This window comes from Bacillus sp. 3G2, assembly GCF_044324725.1.
In the GTDB taxonomy this organism is placed as follows: Bacteria; Bacillota; Bacilli; order Bacillales; family Bacillaceae_G; genus Bacillus_A; species Bacillus_A mobilis.
Window position 1 is genome coordinate 2,511,877 of the sequence record NZ_CP172246.1, and the last position, 15,693, is coordinate 2,527,569.

At 31.3% G+C, this 15,693-nt stretch carries 19 protein-coding genes and 2 pseudogenes; 6 read left to right on the plus strand and 15 right to left on the minus strand.

Going from position 1 to position 15,693, the window contains the following annotated elements:
- Positions 1–114: 114 nt before the first annotated feature.
- Positions 115–1,197, plus strand: a complete 1,083-nt coding sequence (locus ACHZK0_RS12785; RefSeq protein ID WP_395761645.1) for a hypothetical protein — start codon at positions 115–117, stop codon at positions 1,195–1,197.
- 136 nt (positions 1,198–1,333) lie between these two features.
- The gene (locus tag ACHZK0_RS12790) at positions 1,334–1,729 is read left to right on the plus strand and encodes a RidA family protein (protein WP_395761646.1); all 396 of its coding nucleotides are present in this window, start codon (positions 1,334–1,336) and stop codon (positions 1,727–1,729) included.
- Between the two features lie 724 nt (positions 1,730–2,453).
- On the opposite strand, the gene ACHZK0_RS12795 is transcribed toward ACHZK0_RS12790, so the two are convergent.
- The 6 genes from ACHZK0_RS12795 to ACHZK0_RS12820 form a co-directional block, all read right to left on the minus strand.
- Complete coding sequence (locus tag ACHZK0_RS12795) at positions 2,454–3,269, minus strand: YwqG family protein (RefSeq protein WP_395761647.1); 816 nt, start codon at positions 3,267–3,269, stop codon at positions 2,454–2,456.
- 78 nt (positions 3,270–3,347) lie between these two features.
- Positions 3,348–3,755 (minus strand): DUF1992 domain-containing protein, encoded by a 408-nt coding sequence (locus ACHZK0_RS12800; protein ID WP_262743071.1) that lies wholly within the window; start codon positions 3,753–3,755, stop codon positions 3,348–3,350.
- A 21-nt stretch (positions 3,756–3,776) separates the two neighbouring features.
- Positions 3,777–4,973 carry an alpha/beta hydrolase gene (locus ACHZK0_RS12805; RefSeq protein ID WP_395761648.1) on the minus strand — a complete coding sequence of 399 codons (1,197 nt, stop codon included), beginning with the start codon at positions 4,971–4,973 and terminating at the stop codon, positions 3,777–3,779.
- Positions 4,974–5,052: 79 nt separating this feature from the next.
- Positions 5,053–5,418, minus strand: coding sequence for a hypothetical protein (locus ACHZK0_RS12810; protein ID WP_395761649.1), 366 nt, complete (start codon positions 5,416–5,418; stop codon positions 5,053–5,055).
- A gap of 261 nt (positions 5,419–5,679) precedes the next feature.
- Positions 5,680–6,051 (minus strand): YxiJ-like family protein, encoded by a 372-nt coding sequence (locus ACHZK0_RS12815; RefSeq protein WP_270344001.1) that lies wholly within the window; start codon positions 6,049–6,051, stop codon positions 5,680–5,682.
- A gap of 12 nt (positions 6,052–6,063) precedes the next feature.
- Positions 6,064–6,915 carry a patatin-like phospholipase family protein gene (locus tag ACHZK0_RS12820; RefSeq protein WP_262743075.1) on the minus strand — a complete coding sequence of 284 codons (852 nt, stop codon included), beginning with the start codon at positions 6,913–6,915 and terminating at the stop codon, positions 6,064–6,066.
- 180 nt (positions 6,916–7,095) lie between these two features.
- Here ACHZK0_RS12820 and ACHZK0_RS12825 point away from each other — a divergent pair, with 180 nt between their 5' ends.
- Positions 7,096–7,473, plus strand: a complete 378-nt coding sequence (locus ACHZK0_RS12825) for a PH domain-containing protein (RefSeq protein ID WP_000522465.1) — start codon at positions 7,096–7,098, stop codon at positions 7,471–7,473.
- Between the two features lie 121 nt (positions 7,474–7,594).
- Here ACHZK0_RS12825 and ACHZK0_RS12830 read toward each other — a convergent pair.
- The 5 genes and pseudogenes from ACHZK0_RS12830 to ACHZK0_RS12850 form a co-directional block, all read right to left on the minus strand.
- A pseudogene (locus ACHZK0_RS12830) lies at positions 7,595–8,068 on the minus strand (GNAT family N-acetyltransferase); the annotation flags it as partial.
- Position 8,069: 1 nt separating this feature from the next.
- Complete coding sequence (locus ACHZK0_RS12835; RefSeq protein ID WP_262743076.1) at positions 8,070–8,591, minus strand: YfiT family bacillithiol transferase; 522 nt, start codon at positions 8,589–8,591, stop codon at positions 8,070–8,072.
- Positions 8,592–8,607: 16 nt separating this feature from the next.
- Positions 8,608–9,135 (minus strand): GNAT family N-acetyltransferase, encoded by a 528-nt coding sequence (locus tag ACHZK0_RS12840; RefSeq protein WP_262743077.1) that lies wholly within the window; start codon positions 9,133–9,135, stop codon positions 8,608–8,610.
- A gap of 63 nt (positions 9,136–9,198) precedes the next feature.
- The gene (locus ACHZK0_RS12845; protein ID WP_395761650.1) at positions 9,199–10,521 is read right to left on the minus strand and encodes an FAD-dependent oxidoreductase; all 1,323 of its coding nucleotides are present in this window, start codon (positions 10,519–10,521) and stop codon (positions 9,199–9,201) included.
- A 71-nt stretch (positions 10,522–10,592) separates the two neighbouring features.
- Positions 10,593–11,372: an undecaprenyl-diphosphate phosphatase gene (locus ACHZK0_RS12850; protein ID WP_262743079.1), complete on the minus strand. Its 780-nt coding sequence runs from the start codon at positions 11,370–11,372 to the stop codon at positions 10,593–10,595.
- 132 nt (positions 11,373–11,504) lie between these two features.
- Here ACHZK0_RS12850 and ACHZK0_RS12855 point away from each other — a divergent pair.
- Positions 11,505–11,711, plus strand: a pseudogene (locus ACHZK0_RS12855) (hypothetical protein).
- A gap of 51 nt (positions 11,712–11,762) precedes the next feature.
- Here the strand turns inward: ACHZK0_RS12855 and ACHZK0_RS12860 are convergent.
- The 4 genes from ACHZK0_RS12860 to ACHZK0_RS12875 all read right to left on the minus strand — a co-directional run bounded on the left by ACHZK0_RS12860 (position 11,763) and on the right by ACHZK0_RS12875 (position 14,901).
- Complete coding sequence (locus ACHZK0_RS12860; protein ID WP_061679041.1) at positions 11,763–12,143, minus strand: nucleotide excision repair endonuclease; 381 nt, start codon at positions 12,141–12,143, stop codon at positions 11,763–11,765.
- Positions 12,144–12,220: 77 nt separating this feature from the next.
- Positions 12,221–12,784 (minus strand): GNAT family N-acetyltransferase, encoded by a 564-nt coding sequence (locus ACHZK0_RS12865; protein ID WP_270608212.1) that lies wholly within the window; start codon positions 12,782–12,784, stop codon positions 12,221–12,223.
- Between the two features lie 39 nt (positions 12,785–12,823).
- A complete protein-coding gene (locus ACHZK0_RS12870) occupies positions 12,824–13,396 on the minus strand; it encodes a hypothetical protein (RefSeq protein ID WP_395761651.1) in 573 nt (190 codons plus the stop codon).
- A 74-nt stretch (positions 13,397–13,470) separates the two neighbouring features.
- Positions 13,471–14,901, minus strand: a complete 1,431-nt coding sequence (locus ACHZK0_RS12875) for a PQQ-dependent sugar dehydrogenase (protein WP_395761652.1) — start codon at positions 14,899–14,901, stop codon at positions 13,471–13,473.
- Positions 14,902–15,104: 203 nt separating this feature from the next.
- Here ACHZK0_RS12875 and ACHZK0_RS12880 point away from each other — a divergent pair, with 203 nt between their 5' ends.
- Together ACHZK0_RS12880 and ACHZK0_RS12885 are read left to right on the plus strand one after the other, a co-directional pair.
- Entirely contained in the window at positions 15,105–15,362 is a 258-nt protein-coding gene (locus ACHZK0_RS12880; protein WP_395761653.1) for a hypothetical protein, read from the plus strand.
- A gap of 90 nt (positions 15,363–15,452) precedes the next feature.
- On the plus strand, positions 15,453–15,632 hold the full coding sequence (locus ACHZK0_RS12885) for a hypothetical protein (protein ID WP_395761654.1): 180 nt from the start codon (positions 15,453–15,455) through the stop codon (positions 15,630–15,632).
- The last annotated feature ends 61 nt before the right edge of the window (positions 15,633–15,693 follow it).

The following is a 15,693-nucleotide window of genomic DNA, read 5'->3' on the forward strand; positions in this document are numbered from 1 at the left end:
ATCTATGCTAAGGTTTTTAATTTGAGGTTATTAGAGGATACTTATTTTCGTCTATAGAACTTAGTAAATACATAGATTTTACAATGAAATTACTAGTAAGGGAGGGAATATGAAATGCCCACTAATAATAGTCCAGAGAATATATTACAAACATCTTATGAAGCTAAAATGATTTCATCTGGAGATAATTCGCCATCTATAAAAATAAAAGGAACGAAAATTCAATATTTACTTGTATTGGTTCATTTTGGTTTTGAGTCAAATGCTATAAAAATGATGTTAAATTGGACAAATGATGAATTTGAAAAGTGCGTTAATTCATTAGAAGTAGAGGGGCTATTGAAACAAATAGGAGGGAGGTACTATCCAACGTGTATGGTTATAACAGCTTGTGAAGGAAGAAAGCTTTATAACCTTTGTGAACCTCTAATTAAACCAACACTTAAGATCTTTGAAAATTATTCAAGTCATATTGAAGATATTTCAAAAAGAATCGACACGTTTAATCATTTATCTAAAGAATCTTATAGTCTTTTATTGTATAGTGGTGTGTTATTAGATTTTGGACAAATAAATCACATTGAAGAAAACTATTTAAAAAAGAAACGACCTTTAAGAAATAAGAAACGATATTATTATGCTATTCAAGAACAAGAACTAACAGATATAGAGGCTTTCGGGATGTATGGTAACACGTATTTAGATTTAGGAGAAGTTCAAATTGGTCTTTATGGAAATTCTCGATATTCAACATTAAATTTAATAACGGCAAACAACGAAATATTTGAAGAATATTTTCAAAACACTAATACTGATATTAATTATAAGAAAAAGCAATTAGTAAAAGGTTTCGTAGCAGCAGATAGACAAAAAGACTTACATTTAAACGTAGTTTACGAAAAATTAGGCTTATATCAAAATTCACAACCTGTTATCCCTGTATTTAAATCAACAGACTTATTTATACTTAACGAAATTGCAAACATAATCAGTAAAGATTTAGTCTTATTGTTTAAAGAAAACGATAAACCTTTAAAACAATACTTTGCCAGCAGCAGATACTCAAAAGAAATTAATTATGAAGAGTTTTTTATCTGGTGGTATCACTTTTTCTATACAAAAGTAACTGAAGAATTAATAAAACAAGGTGTAATTATAACAAGCACACAAAAAAATCAAACGTACATAATCCATTAATAACTGTAAATTAAAGTGCTAATATACTTTTACAAATGTAGCAACTGAAGGGATAAATAATTATTAGTGAATAATGGATAATCTGAAATTAAAATCTAATATAAAGAAAATAAGATATTCAAAGAGGAGAAGAACCATGCAAAAGAAATTTATCAATCCAGAAACGATGCCCCCAACTTTTGGATACTCACATGTAGTGGAAGTTAGTAACGCTAAACGAACAAATTACATATCTGGACAAGTAGCAATTAATACAGACGGCCAAATTGTTGGAATTAATGATTTAGCTACACAAACACGACAAGTATTTGAAAATATTAAAATCGCATTAGAAACATCAGACTTAAACTTCAATGATGTAGTAAAATTAACATTTTTCCTAACAGACATTTCTCAAATGGCCATTGTTAGAGATATACGAGATCAATACGTTGACACTAAAAATCCACCAGCAAGTTCAGCTGTCGAAGTTAGAAAGTTAATTAACGATAACTTATTAATTGAAATTGAAGCAATTGCTGTAGCAAACTAATTTTAAAAACTTATTATGAATCATATCCATGCAATTCGTTTAATGCGTTCATTTAAAACGAATTGCATTTTTTATTGTCTTAAATATAATTTATATCTGTAGACATTATCATCAACAACTCATAAAACAACAACAAATAAGCACACAATCGATTACACAGAATGAATCCGATGAAAAGGGAAGCGTAATAATCTACACTAACATATAATAAGTTTATTACTTTTGTCCAGTTAACATAATATATATTATAGGCAGTTAAAGAAACAAAGCGATATCAGGTATCATAAACCAAGTAAACTATACTTAATGAGACGAAACAGAGATTTTTAGTGAGATTCACATAAAATCTTATCTAAACGAATTTCTACAGTTTTTATCGTTTTTTTGTTATAAATTCATCACAGCAAATTTTAATTAATAATCGCTTTAGATTTAATGAATCAAAAAAATTTTGAGCGGTAAGAAATTTTTATACAGAAAAATTATTTCTATACAAAATATAAATTCATAATTTTATTTTATGTTTTACTTAATGAATTTATTGCTATTTACACACATTTGATAACTTTACTTTATTTATAGCTATTTATGTTTTTTACGCTTGACTTTCATTACATTCATTGTTCTATATTCTAGTTAACATAACATTCATTTTTAAGCTAAAAAAATCTCCCTCACCTTCAGGAAGATTTTTTTAGCTTGCTAGTATTTCATTTGTATATTTTTAATAACAATCCCAATTATAAATTACATTGGAAAAATCTAGATTTAACAGATCGTCTTTCTTTATAAAGAAATTAGCAACACCAGAATCTCCCCACATAATATTTAATGAATCGTCTGTATCGATTTGCAGTAATAATATATCATGTTGTTGGTATTTTTCTTCCCATTCTCTTGGATCTGTCTGTGTGAAAAATGGATAACCACCAATTTTATGCCCTTGATCTTTACATAAATCATCATACAGTTCGCCTAATTCTGTATTATTTTCTTCATCAACAATTTCTTCCCAATCAATTTCCTCACTAAACATCTTTTCAAATCGATAATCCCTTGGTGTTACTGGTTGATAACCTAATTCAAACTTTAATTTTGCTGCTTCAGGTATGATAAAGTTCTCTAATTCTAATGTGTTTAAATAACTAAAATCAGTAATAACATTATTAAAATCTTCTATAATTGTAGAATGATACATAATTCGAAAGTCTTTTTGGGTTGTTGGATGGTCAAAATCTGCTCCGTAAAGCTCATCATCAGCACTTACGAAAAATTGTAACATTCCCTTTTGAGGCATATATTCAACATGCGGCATTTTTTCAAAGTTTAGCTGTGCAAGTAACATCATAGGTTGTCCATTTGAATCTTTAGGATGCTCTTGATCTATAGGTAAATACGGATAACCACCAAACTTACTCTCAAAAAGCGTTGTCTCTGCTAATGTTCCAGACACTTTAATATACGGTTTCACACTTTCTTCTAAAATACTACGATACTGCTCTAGTTCTTTCGGAATTTGAAGTTGATACGTATTCTTCATCACATTTGCCTCCCTTTAATAATGAATTAAAAATGCCTCGCTTAATTATATAGCATGAGATGGCTTCATTGAAAATTGTTAAAAGTCCGTTTTCACCCTTGTTTTTTGCGCACTTGGTGGACAAAGTAGATTATGTTCTAAAACCTTTTTATTAATAGTTCGAATTAAATCCGCTACTTCTGCAGTATTTGTATTTTCTTTTAGCCTTTCTTTTAAATCATCAATTTCCTTTGAAAGCTCAATCCACCTAGGTAAAACATGATTATTCTTTAACGTTCTATACAGTTGCTTTTCAGGATTGTACGAAAGGTCGTTATCTAGATTAAGAGGTTTCCCTTTACCAGGTAAATTATCAAAAGACCCTTTCTTTTCTGCTTCTTTAACGATAGAACTAATATGATCCTCATACGTATAGGACCAAACTTTCTCATCTTTTACTAATATCTCTTGTTTTTTTAGTTTTTTATCTAGTTCTTCTTGATTCATAGATACTCTCTCCTTTTTATTTTATAGTGTTGTTTTTGTAAGTTTTAATGCTTTCAACCCATCAAATAGCTTTTCTCGCCACCAAACATCGTCATGACCGCCTTGAAACTCTTCATAAGTAATTTGGTATCTATTTTCTTCTAAAGCTTTATATAGCCGTCTATTAGTCGTTAAAAGAGGTTCGTTTTCGAGTTCACCTACTGCTATATAAGAATGTAGATGAGTCGTATTAGAGTCTATTGATAAAATTTGATTTTCAATCCAAGGAATTGTATTTTCATAATCATCCTTTTTCCAATGTACGGATCCAGACATTGACAACACATTCCCGAAAATATGCGGATTTTGAAGTGCTGCATAAAAAGCTGCTAAGCCACCAAGACTGAAACCTGCAATTGTTGTATGTTTCGCTTTTTGATGCACACGATACTTAGCCTGAATCCACGGAAGTAATTCCTTCGTTAAAAACGCATTCATTTTATCGTTATAAGTTAGCTCTTCTAATCGATCGACAGGATCTATAGCAACAGCAATACACGATGGGATTTCTTTTTCGTAAATTAAATAATTAAGTGTTTTTGTGATTGAAAGGTCATTAATGAATGAATTCCCATCAAATACAATGAGAAGTTCTTGAAGATGTGAAGTGTGAGAATAATCATGAGGCGTATAAATATGAATTTTGCTTGTGTTATTTAAAATCGAACTATGAAAAGAATATGTTTCAATTCTGTCAGATGGATAATGGTTTGAAGGAAAACGACTACTATACTGCACTTCCATGCCTATGTTTAACACAGACGCTTTATTGGTACCTTCTCCAAATGTATTTCTATTAAATTGGTCTAGTTCGTACTGTTCACTACGCTTTATCCAATCATTTTCGAAAACATCGTTTACTGAAAAATAGTACGTTGAAATAAAACTCTTATCCGTCCTAAACGTCGCATACCAAATATCTGTCTGTAACAATCGTTTTAATTGATTTACAGACAGATCCCAACCAGGAAAACTGCCGAATACATAAACGTTTTCAGTTTTTTGATCCCCTAACCAAATATACGTTATAAGCCTATACTGACTATCTAGAGGACATTGTTCTATTAGTGGCGTATGATTCGACTTTATTTCATGTAAAAAAGTATAAAAAGCTTGCTCGTTTCCATTCTTTAATTGATTATTAAGCTCCTCTAACTTAGGACTAATTATTGAAGTCACTCATCTTCCTCCTTTGTATTTCTTTTCACTAGGTTATTTTTATAAAATTTAGGATTAGGATGTTATGTATGTAGATGAGTTATTTATTAGAAAGTTTATCAATTGCCTGAGTAGAAAGTTCTAAAGCTTTTATCCGCCTTGTTAAAAGTGTTCTTTGAGGACTTCCAACTTTAGACTTATCATAGGCCCTCTCTATTGATGGAAGTAAGCCAGCAAGGACATTACGAGCTTCTGCTAACTCTTCTTGACTAAACTGGTGACTTTCTTGATTCCAAACGTTTTCTAGCACTGCTAAACCTACGCAAACTGCTTTAAGTCGTTTTTTTACTAATGTAGTATTTGTACCTTTTTCAGTCATCTGTGATCGTGCATTTTCAAGTTTACGAATTGTCGATTGTAAAGATTTTATTGATTCCAATTTATCTATATTTGATACGTTATCCATTTTAATGTTGTCCCTTCTCGTTTTGTTATTGATAAAATAAGCACTTGATTTTACTCGAAATATTTTAACATAAATAACAAACTTTATTCGAGTTGGACAATGCATTAACGGAAAACAATCATTAAATGTCTCTCTCCTCCCTTACATCATTCTATAAGTACTTCTTTCTGCACATTAAAATCCCTATATAAACAAGGTATAAATATTGTCTTTTTTATGAACAAAAAACGCACAAGCAGCATAACTTGTACGTTTTGATTTTTATTCAGTAAGATAATATAGTAATAGTCTTCGGGTCTTCTCAAATTCCATGAAATCTTTATACAAAACGGGATACTTCACAATTTCTGTTTCTAGAAAACGATATTGCGGAAACCATTCATAAAATGATTTCCTTAGCCATTGTATTTGGTGATACGTAATGTTCTGTTCGTTTCCATTTATTACAGAACTTAAAGTACCTGCTGTATGCATCCAATAATGATTAAAATCAGCGTTTATACAGTCTTCTTCAGTAAATCTACTTTTTAAATCTCGCTGCAATTTTCCTATAGCACGATACGGAAATGGTTTATGCAGTGGACTATGCATTTTCTGTAATTCATTAAAAATAATCTTTTTACCTAATAGCAACTTTCCACCCCTTTATTTCTCTATCCAAGTTAATAATTTTTCATAATGATATTGAGCATCTGTATAGCCAAGATTATATAGATTGACGAGCTTTTCTTTATTTCTTTCTATTCCGCTTATAGGAAGCTGTACGCTAGGCTGAATGACATAAAAGTTGTCTTTTTGTTCTTTATGATTCATATAAGATATCGTCCCATTATAAAAACGATAATGTTCTACTAAAGATTCTGCGATATTCGGGTATTTTCTATATAACATTTTAGCCAGACCTGAAAATTTGTTACGCTGCTTCTCATATCCTTCTGGCTTTGTCATAATTACAACGTTCTTTTGATAACCATCAGTTTGCGCTTTTAGAACCGGTATAGGATCTATAATCCCTCCATCTAGTAATTTTCGATTATCATAATCTACAGCAGGTGCTATAAACGGGACAGAGCTTGACGCACGAATGATTTTTAAAATATCATTTCCGTGTTCCATTTTATTGTAATACACTGCTTTTCCTGAATTACAATCCGTCGTTCCTATGACAAACTGTTCATTTGAGTTTAAGAATGTTTGAAAATCAAATGGCACAATTTTATTAGGCACTTCATCAAATAAAAAATCCATTCCAAATAATTCACGTTTTCGAATCAAATTTCGATAAGATATATATCGGTGATCTGATACTAGCTCTGTATTTACTTTTTTATTTCTTCCTTTTTGGCGTGATAAATAAGTGGCTCCCATACATGCTCCAGCGGATACGCCAACTACATAAGGAAAATATAAGTTCTTTTCCATAAAATATTCGAGTACTCCCGCAGTATATAACCCTTTCATTCCTCCGCCCTCTAATACTAAACCGATATTTTTCATGCTATATCCCTCTGCTTCTTTTTTTCTTACTTACATGTTAGCACAAGATTTTAAGATGAGGTTATAAAAATTGCTTGCAACTATAACCAGAAACTACTAAAGCAATGTCATAATTTCTTAGTAAATATCATGGTACAATATAAGTAACACTATCCATAAATAATGGAGGAGGAATTTCATATGGGTTTATTTAGCGGTATTTTAGGAAATGCATCAAATGCGAGTACAGAAAGTGTAGAACGTGATTTAGAAAAGATTATGCTAGACGATGAAAAAGTTGAGCATGCTTATAAATTAATTCGTGATTTAATCGTATTTACAAACCGTCGTCTTATTTTAGTAGATAAACAAGGGATATCTGGTAAAAAAACAGAGTATCATTCTATTCCTTATAAAAGCATTACACAATTTAGCATTGAAACAGCTGGGCATTTTGATTTAGATGCTGAGCTTAAGATTTGGGTATCTAGTTTGAGTACGCCAATTACGAAAGAATTTAAAGGTGATGATAGTGTTTTAAGCATTCAAAAAGCGTTAGTAACATATACGACAAAATAACGTCTTTTCGTATGTTTATTCATTTTATAAATTACTAACCCGATTATTTTGGAAGAATATGCATTGGATTTGTATATTTAATCTTAAATAACATAAAAAGGTAAAGCGTATTTCAAATGCTTTACCTTTCTTTTTTATAATAAATTAGTGTAGTTTTATCATTTAATTTCTTTATTACTTCCGTTCTTTTATATCCCATCTTTTCATATAGAAAACAATTTCTTTTTTCTTCTAAAATCGTAGCAAGTTCAAAACTCCGTGCTTCCGGAAACATTTCTTCAATTAAAATAAGTGCCTTCTGAGCAATTCCTTTCCCTTGATAGTTTGGATGAATGAACATTGGACTAATCCAAAATTTATATGGTATTTCTTTTTGAGATATACATATCGCTCCAACAAGGTTAGAATCTATTATCAACTTATAATAGTTACTGCTAGGATTATTTATCCTTAAAATAGTTTTTTCAATGGATTCATTTGCTGGATTTGTATTAAAGTCTTTATATTTATTTAATAAAGGGTTAAATGATTCTTTTTGCATTTGAAATAAAACTGCTGCATCATTTTCTGTCGCCTTCTTTAAAGTAATCTCCATGTTACCAATTTAGTCGATTTCTTAATGAAGTTATATGAGCTGTATGATGACGTCCGTGCCATGCATATAGTCCAATTGCAGCAGCAAGTTTTGTTTCACCGGTATCTGGATGGTTAAATGTCTTTTCAAGATCTTCCAGTTCTAGAGAATATAAAAGGTTAACCCATCTTTTATGTAATGAATCTAACATTACTAGTGAAACATCTACTGGTAATTTAGAATCAGGTAGTTCTGCCCACTTCTCTTCTTTATATGGTTTAATCGTTGGATTCTTTTCTGTTAGTGCTAATTTAAAACGTATGTAGCTGTTCATATGGCTATCAACAACATGATGTACAACTTGACGAACTGTCCATCCACCAACTCGATACGGTGTGTCTAACTGCTTCTGATCTAAATCTTTGATTGCCTTTGTTAGTTCATTAGGTAAATCTTCAATTTCTTGAATCCATGTATCAATCATTTCTTCAGTTATAGGACGTTTGTATGTAAATTGGCCAATTGGATAACGTAAATCATTCATGAATAAGTCCCCCTTATTATAAGCGTAAAGTATTTCTCCATATATAATGTACAAACTTCACATGTTCCCCGTTTAATTCTACAGAATTTGTATCTGCTTCGTTTTGATAAGAAGAAAATCCACTTTTTTCTAGTACAATTTGTGATGCGAGATTATTAGTAGTTGTTTTAGCAAGAACTTCATTAATTTCATTATTTTTCGCTACGTCTAACACTAATTTTACAGCTGCTGTTGCAACTCCTTTTTTAGTAAACTTTTCTCCGACTCGATAACCTAACGAACTGCTTCGATTTTCCGTATCTATATTTACTAAATTTATTCGTCCTACAATTTCTTTTTCTTCATTACGAATTAAATAGAAATAAGAATCTCCATCCGCTTGTTCTATTAATAAATCAACTAGTAGTTTTTGAAAATATTCAAAATCAAAATATTGCGAGCCACGATTTGGTACCATTGTTTCAAAAAAAGATTTATTCGTAAGTTCAAACGTAAATAAATCTTTCGCATCATGTTTCTTTAATTGTTCTATATATATTTTCATCTCGCTTATCCCTTCTATATCTACTAACTGTTATATATTCTTTTTTAATCAACTATTTTCCTTCTATTTCTTTCGCTTCAGTAACACAGCAAGTAGCACTTTTGGATGAAATAGGTGCAATGGACTACGAATTAAATTCATTACTCTTACCAATCGAATATAAACGTCAGAATCAGTTGCAGATAGTTGATATATTTGTTTCGTATACCATTGCTGAAATTTTTGCTTTATCGATAATTCTCTTTTTAGCTGAGGATGACGTGATATTTCCGTTGTAGTCATTTCCCAAGGAGTTTGTATGATATGAGCGGTCCTTTTATAAAACTGCTTTGTAAATGCTTTATCAAGTATTTGTCTTCTTTGCAAAAGTAACTGTAATTGGTGAGCCTCCATTGCAGCAACTGAAACACCTTGCCCGAAAACAGGATCAAAACGACAATGTGCATCCCCAACTACTAACAATCTTTCGGGTAGATCATTCATTAAATCAAATCGCCGACGGACTTGATAAGGAATTTTGTACGTTTGGATATCTGAAATGGCTTCTGCTTTATTGAGAAAATCTGTAACATTAGAGATTGATAGGTTTTCAGCAAAATTATAAAATTCTTCATCAGTTTGTGGTGCTTTCTCATTTGCGTATCCGCTGAAAGTAACAAAATAACGATGATCCTCAATCGTTTGAATTAGAACACCATACGGATTGTCAGGGAAACTTGGAGACATTAGCATATTACAACAGTCAAATTTCTCATTTTCTTTGAGTTTAAACATTCTAGTTGCGTAAAATAAATCAATACGCACTTTCTCTTCTTGCACTTCGATATTGTGTTCGCTTAACCACGCTATACTTTTTGAACCAAATCCACTCGCATCAACGACAATATCTGCCTGAATTTCTTCTTGCGTGCCAGTCTCTAAACATTTAGCTTTCACTCCACATACTCTGTTAAGTTTTCTATCTACTAATAACCCTTCAACCAATGTTCGATATTTAGTGGTAACATTTGAAATATCATCAATTCGTTTTTGGATATGCCATTCAAGCAAAAACCTACTTTGTTGAACCATATGTACTTTTCCTATGAATTGCTGTTTCCATAAACCAAATTGGTGCCATTTTATATCACGAGTAAAGTTATTTACGATACTACCTGCTTCAATTAGTTCATTAGTAATAGCAGGAAACAATTCCTCAATTGTTTTTTCTCCACCCTTTAATAACACATGGGGATGACTACTTTGGGGAACTCTTTTTCTCGAAGCCTTTCCATCCCATCTTTCACCAGCTTCTATAATGATTACTTCTTTAAAAGTAGTTGATAATGCTTTTGCGGCGAGCTTTCCTGCGATACTTCCGCCAATCACAATAGCCTTATTAAACATATTTTCCTCCTTAATGAAAAAAGACCCTGCCTTGTATGAATGAAACAGGATCTAAACGAATAGTTACTACATTAAAACACTTGAGTATATTGCAACGTTAAAATTAAAATGCCTAACCCCCATACGTAATACGCGAATACTTTTAAGGAGTGACGTTTTAAGTATTGAATCATCCATGAAACAGCTATGTAACCGAAAAATGCTGCTGATAACGTTCCGACAATTAAAGATGTACTGGAAATAGATTCTGCTTTCCCTTGATAAACATCTGCTAATTGCAAAATGATAGCTCCGACAATGGCTGGAGTTGATAACAAGAAAGAAAAGTAAGCAGCAGTTTCGCGGTCTAACTTCCTCCATAATGCAGCGACGATTGTCATTCCAGAACGAGAAATTGCCGGAAAAATAGCAGCTGCTTGAAAAGAACCGATAATTAATGCATCTTTATATGTAATGTCATCCATTTTTTTACGACCATTTTTTTGTTTATCGGCCATATATAGAAATACCCCTGTCACTAAAAACTCCCAACCAATCGTAATACCTGTTTTTGAAATATCCTCAAAAAAGTCTTTAAATAACAATCCAATTACAACTGCGGGTATCGTCCCGACAATAAGTAGTAGCATTAGTTTTGAAAATGGATTTTTAATTAAATATATAAATTCTTTTTTGTAATAAATAAACACCGCAAGCAAAGTCCCGATATGCAGCATCGTATCTAAAAACAATCCTGCTTCATCTAATTGAAACAAATGTCTTCCTAAATAAAGATGACCTGTACTACTTATCGGTAAAAACTCTGTTAAACCTTGTATGATCCCTAATATAAAAGCTTCTAACCAATTCATGATAGTCCCCTTTCTCGTTTGCTTGTACCAATATATGAAGGTTAAATTTTCGATATGAAAAAAACTATATTTCTCTATGAATTTACTTTTATTTTATGGATATATATGTAAAAAGAGGTCAGGAGGGTTACTATGTGGCAACATACGAAATTCGGCAATGTATTACTTTGGATAGGACCAATCCTTGTGTTTGTGGGGTTATGTATGACAAATGTTATTTCAGATATTCCTTTTTTTGAAGGGAAACATAAAACACTTGGAATCATAATTTAATTTATAGGGCTTTTCTGTTTAATTGCTGCTAATCATTTTAAAAAAGGAGAAAGAAATGAAGAATGAAACAATAAAAAAACAATCCTAGTATATGTGCTAGGATTGTTTTTTTGTTACTTATTTATAGAACACTTTATCAACGTTATATTTTGCTTTATATTCATTAATAATGTATGTTTCGTAAATTTCTCTTTCTGTTGGATCTTCTACGATACATGCATCAATGCGGTATACTTCATCACGGTGATTTTTAATTGGTGAAACATTGTCTTCAAAATGCTTCTTAATACGTTGTCTAATTTTACGAGCTTTACCTACGAAAAGAAGTTCGTCATTAATATTGTAAAACATAAAAATGCCGCCTTTATCTCTAGGGAACAAGTGGAAATCGATAAAACCATTAATTGGAGTGATTATTGGCTCGTCTCCTTTAAAAACTTGTTTACGTTCAGTAATTGAAACATTAGCTTCAGGAATATTAATTTTAATCAAGTTCATTCACGTCCTCTTTTATTATAAAGATAAATAATAGCATACATATGTAAGAAAAGCTACGTTCAGAGGCATATTTCATTTTATAATTCAAATATTATAGGAGTATCATGTAAACTCTTCTTCCAAATCATATGATCACTTGATTCTCCCCAATAATCCTTCAGTACATAACTAGGCTCTCCAAATTTCTTTGTCCATATACTTTGCGCTTTTTTGTATCCACTATCTAAACAGTATTCTGTTATTCCTCTGCTAAGTAATGTAATACACATTGCATTTAGTAATACATTGCCTATGCCCTTTCGTTGATATTCAGGTAGTACAAATACTGTTCCTATTTCATATAAATCTTTAAGAACACCGCCTGTACAACTATGAATCAATGTACTTGCTGGACCGATTTCAATTGTTCCAATGATTTTATCGTTACTTGTATCAATTGCTAATAAAAAGTAACGGCTTTCTCCGTTACTCTCCAAATCATTTTTCAAATACTGCTTTTTCGTATGTATTTCATTTTCTATGTCATCCAATAATTGTGATAACCCTTCATTTTTAAATGTATGAGTAATAACAAGACGAAAAAACAAATTAAGTTCATCTAAATCATCCAAATTTGGCCTTCTTATTTTAACGTTATACACGACTTAAATCTCCAATCTTTGAAAATATATATGAAATTATTAAGACCATACTTTATATACTCTATTCAACATTATTCTACAAAGGCCTGCATATAACCAACAATATAGAAAGCTCATTATAAATATCGATAAAATAATTTTTATGTCCATAGTTGTATGAATAGTAGGACCTAATACAGGAAATCGAAAGACATCAAGAACGACCATAATTCCTATAAGTAAACATATCGCCGAAAAGGAAACAACCAAAATCCTTTTCTTGAATTTTATAAAGGATACTCCTAACGCTATACTTAATAAGCCTGTAGTAAAAGGAAAGACAATTAATTCACTTGGCTCAATAATAAATAATAGGAGAATAGTAATGATATACGAGAGTATTCCCTCGCGAATAGAATAACAAATAGCTAAAAAAATCGGTAACGTAGCAAAAGGGCTAATAAATAAACCAATACCAGGAATTAAGTTCCCCGCCGATTGAAAAATAGCGGCAAGTGAACCAAGTAACGCTGTAATGACTAACCTCATGGCTGGTGTCACCTTTCTTTTGTGAACAAAATTCGTATCATGCGCGATCATCGGTTGATACCAATAGTTTCTAAAGTGATTCATCAAAATCCCCCTAAAGATATATAATTTATCACTTTCTATTTTTATTCATGCACTTCATGAGAGTTTTTATCCTATCAAAGAACGACTTCAAAAATAGTACCTTTGTTAAAATCAGTTACTTTCATAGAACCATAAACTCCTAAATATAATCTAGTTTGATCTAAGTTTGTTCCTAAACTCATAAAATAAGCTGCTTGCTCACCAAAATCATAATTAGTTTCAATAACTTGAAAATTATTACGTGTTCCGTCTATACCAGCTCTAGAATAAGCTAACGCACCCTTTACTGGAGACTGAGATTTTTCTTTCTTAGCAAGATCAGTAAACACGATACTACCTGTTAAATTAGGTATTGCAGTTCCCATATATGGCTGGACTCCTGTAAGTGAAGTTCCTCCAAATTTATCTATTCTGGAGTCTTTATGAAAATAACTGATTAGAGGCTGGATACGCTTTGCGGATGTTTCTATTGTTTCATTATAATAAGCCATTGTTCTCTCATCTAAAGTAGGGTTCTCAGAACAGTGCCTTAAAAAAGAAGTAGGTAATTCTCCTTCCCACCCTCTCCAACCAAAATTGATAAATCCATATTGATCGGGAGTATCTCTTATTAAATGGCTTTGAACAAGTTCGGTAACTGGTATTGGTTTATATTGAACAAAAGAAAAAATAGACTCTACAATATCCTGTCCGACATTTCCGGCATATTTGATATATTGATTATAAAACCTTTGAAATGAAATACCTGTTATATTTCGAACGCCTTTTGCAATTACTGTAAGTGTTTCTTGTATAGATAAAGGAAGTTCATTAAAGCGTGTAACTACTGGAGGATTGTTTATGGACATATTTTTACTTACTTCGATTTCAATTATTTTACCCGCTATTTCTAAATCATCCTGACTTAAATTAAATGGATCATAGCCTGAACCGCCATCTCCATTTGTAAAAATCAGTTTTCCAGTCTCAGGTGAAAAGTTTAAGCTATTTACTCCATTATGATTAAAAAATGGCCGTTTTATATTCAGTAATGTTCGTCGCTTTTGAGGTTGACCGTTTGATTGTACTATCCATTCTTCAATTGTATCAATATGATCATATTGAGTATCTCTTTTTATCCACTTTAAGTTTAAAGTTTTTGGGTCACACGGATTTGGTTTAAATTGTTCTGAAAGCGCACCTGGTCCTTGAGTCCCAGCCATTGAATAATGAAGATAAAATAAGCCATTATGATTAAATTGCGGATGAAACGCTAATCCCAGCAATCCGCGTTCATCATAACCGCTACTAGCAACACCCTCTTCAAATGTTCCTAATTTAATAATTCGGTGACGAATATTTAAAAATGTCTTTATAGTTCGGTCTCCTATGTAAAAAACCTCTCCTAATTGAGTTCCGATAAATAGCCTTTCAGTTGATTCACCTGGAAGTATAGCTGTTTTTATTACAGTTGGTAAATTTAAGTTATGAACGATGGGCTGTAAACGAACCTTAACTTTTGTCAATTAACTGTACACCTCTTTTTATTCTTTTTAATAGAAGAATATGATTAGAGTAGTTCAATTAGTATCAAAACTATAGACGTGAAAGTGTGATATCCCTGTTCGTACAAGTCTGTTTTCTACTTAGCATCAATTAACTTATATTACTTTTTATTGAATTTTTTTAATATAATGTAAGTATAAAATATAAATTAGGGGGACAATCCATGGCAATCTTACTACAAATCATCGTACCACTTATATGTGTAATATACTTATTTACCCTCTATCGTAATAGTACGATTGGAAAAGCCGCTTTTCTCTTAGCAGTCGTTATTGGGATTTTCGGTTTAGAGAATATCTTCCAATATGCTAATTTAACAAGTCATGCTGTTTATCCATATTGGGGCAGTTTGAAGTCCGTTGTTATCGTTGTATCAGTGGTATTTCTATTTAAAAAAGGTGGTTTAACAGGCGAATACTGATTTGTAATGCTGTACATATTTTATAGTTAAACTGCTTTTCATTTATAAAAAAAGAAATGTTTATGTAAAAAACGGAGGGATGTGTTACATATGTCTATAAATATTATTTCTATAGTTTCTATAATAATATGGATTGTGTTGATTACAGAACTGATAAAACCTTCAAAAGAACAGAATGGACAAAAAATAGTAATGTTATTAACTGCTGGTTCCACATCAACACTTATTTTGACGGTTTCATTTATTCAAAATATCCCGTTTTGGAATTGATAGTGAAATAACTATCAAAAATATGTATACATAAAAAAGAGTAGGACCATACATTTTAAAC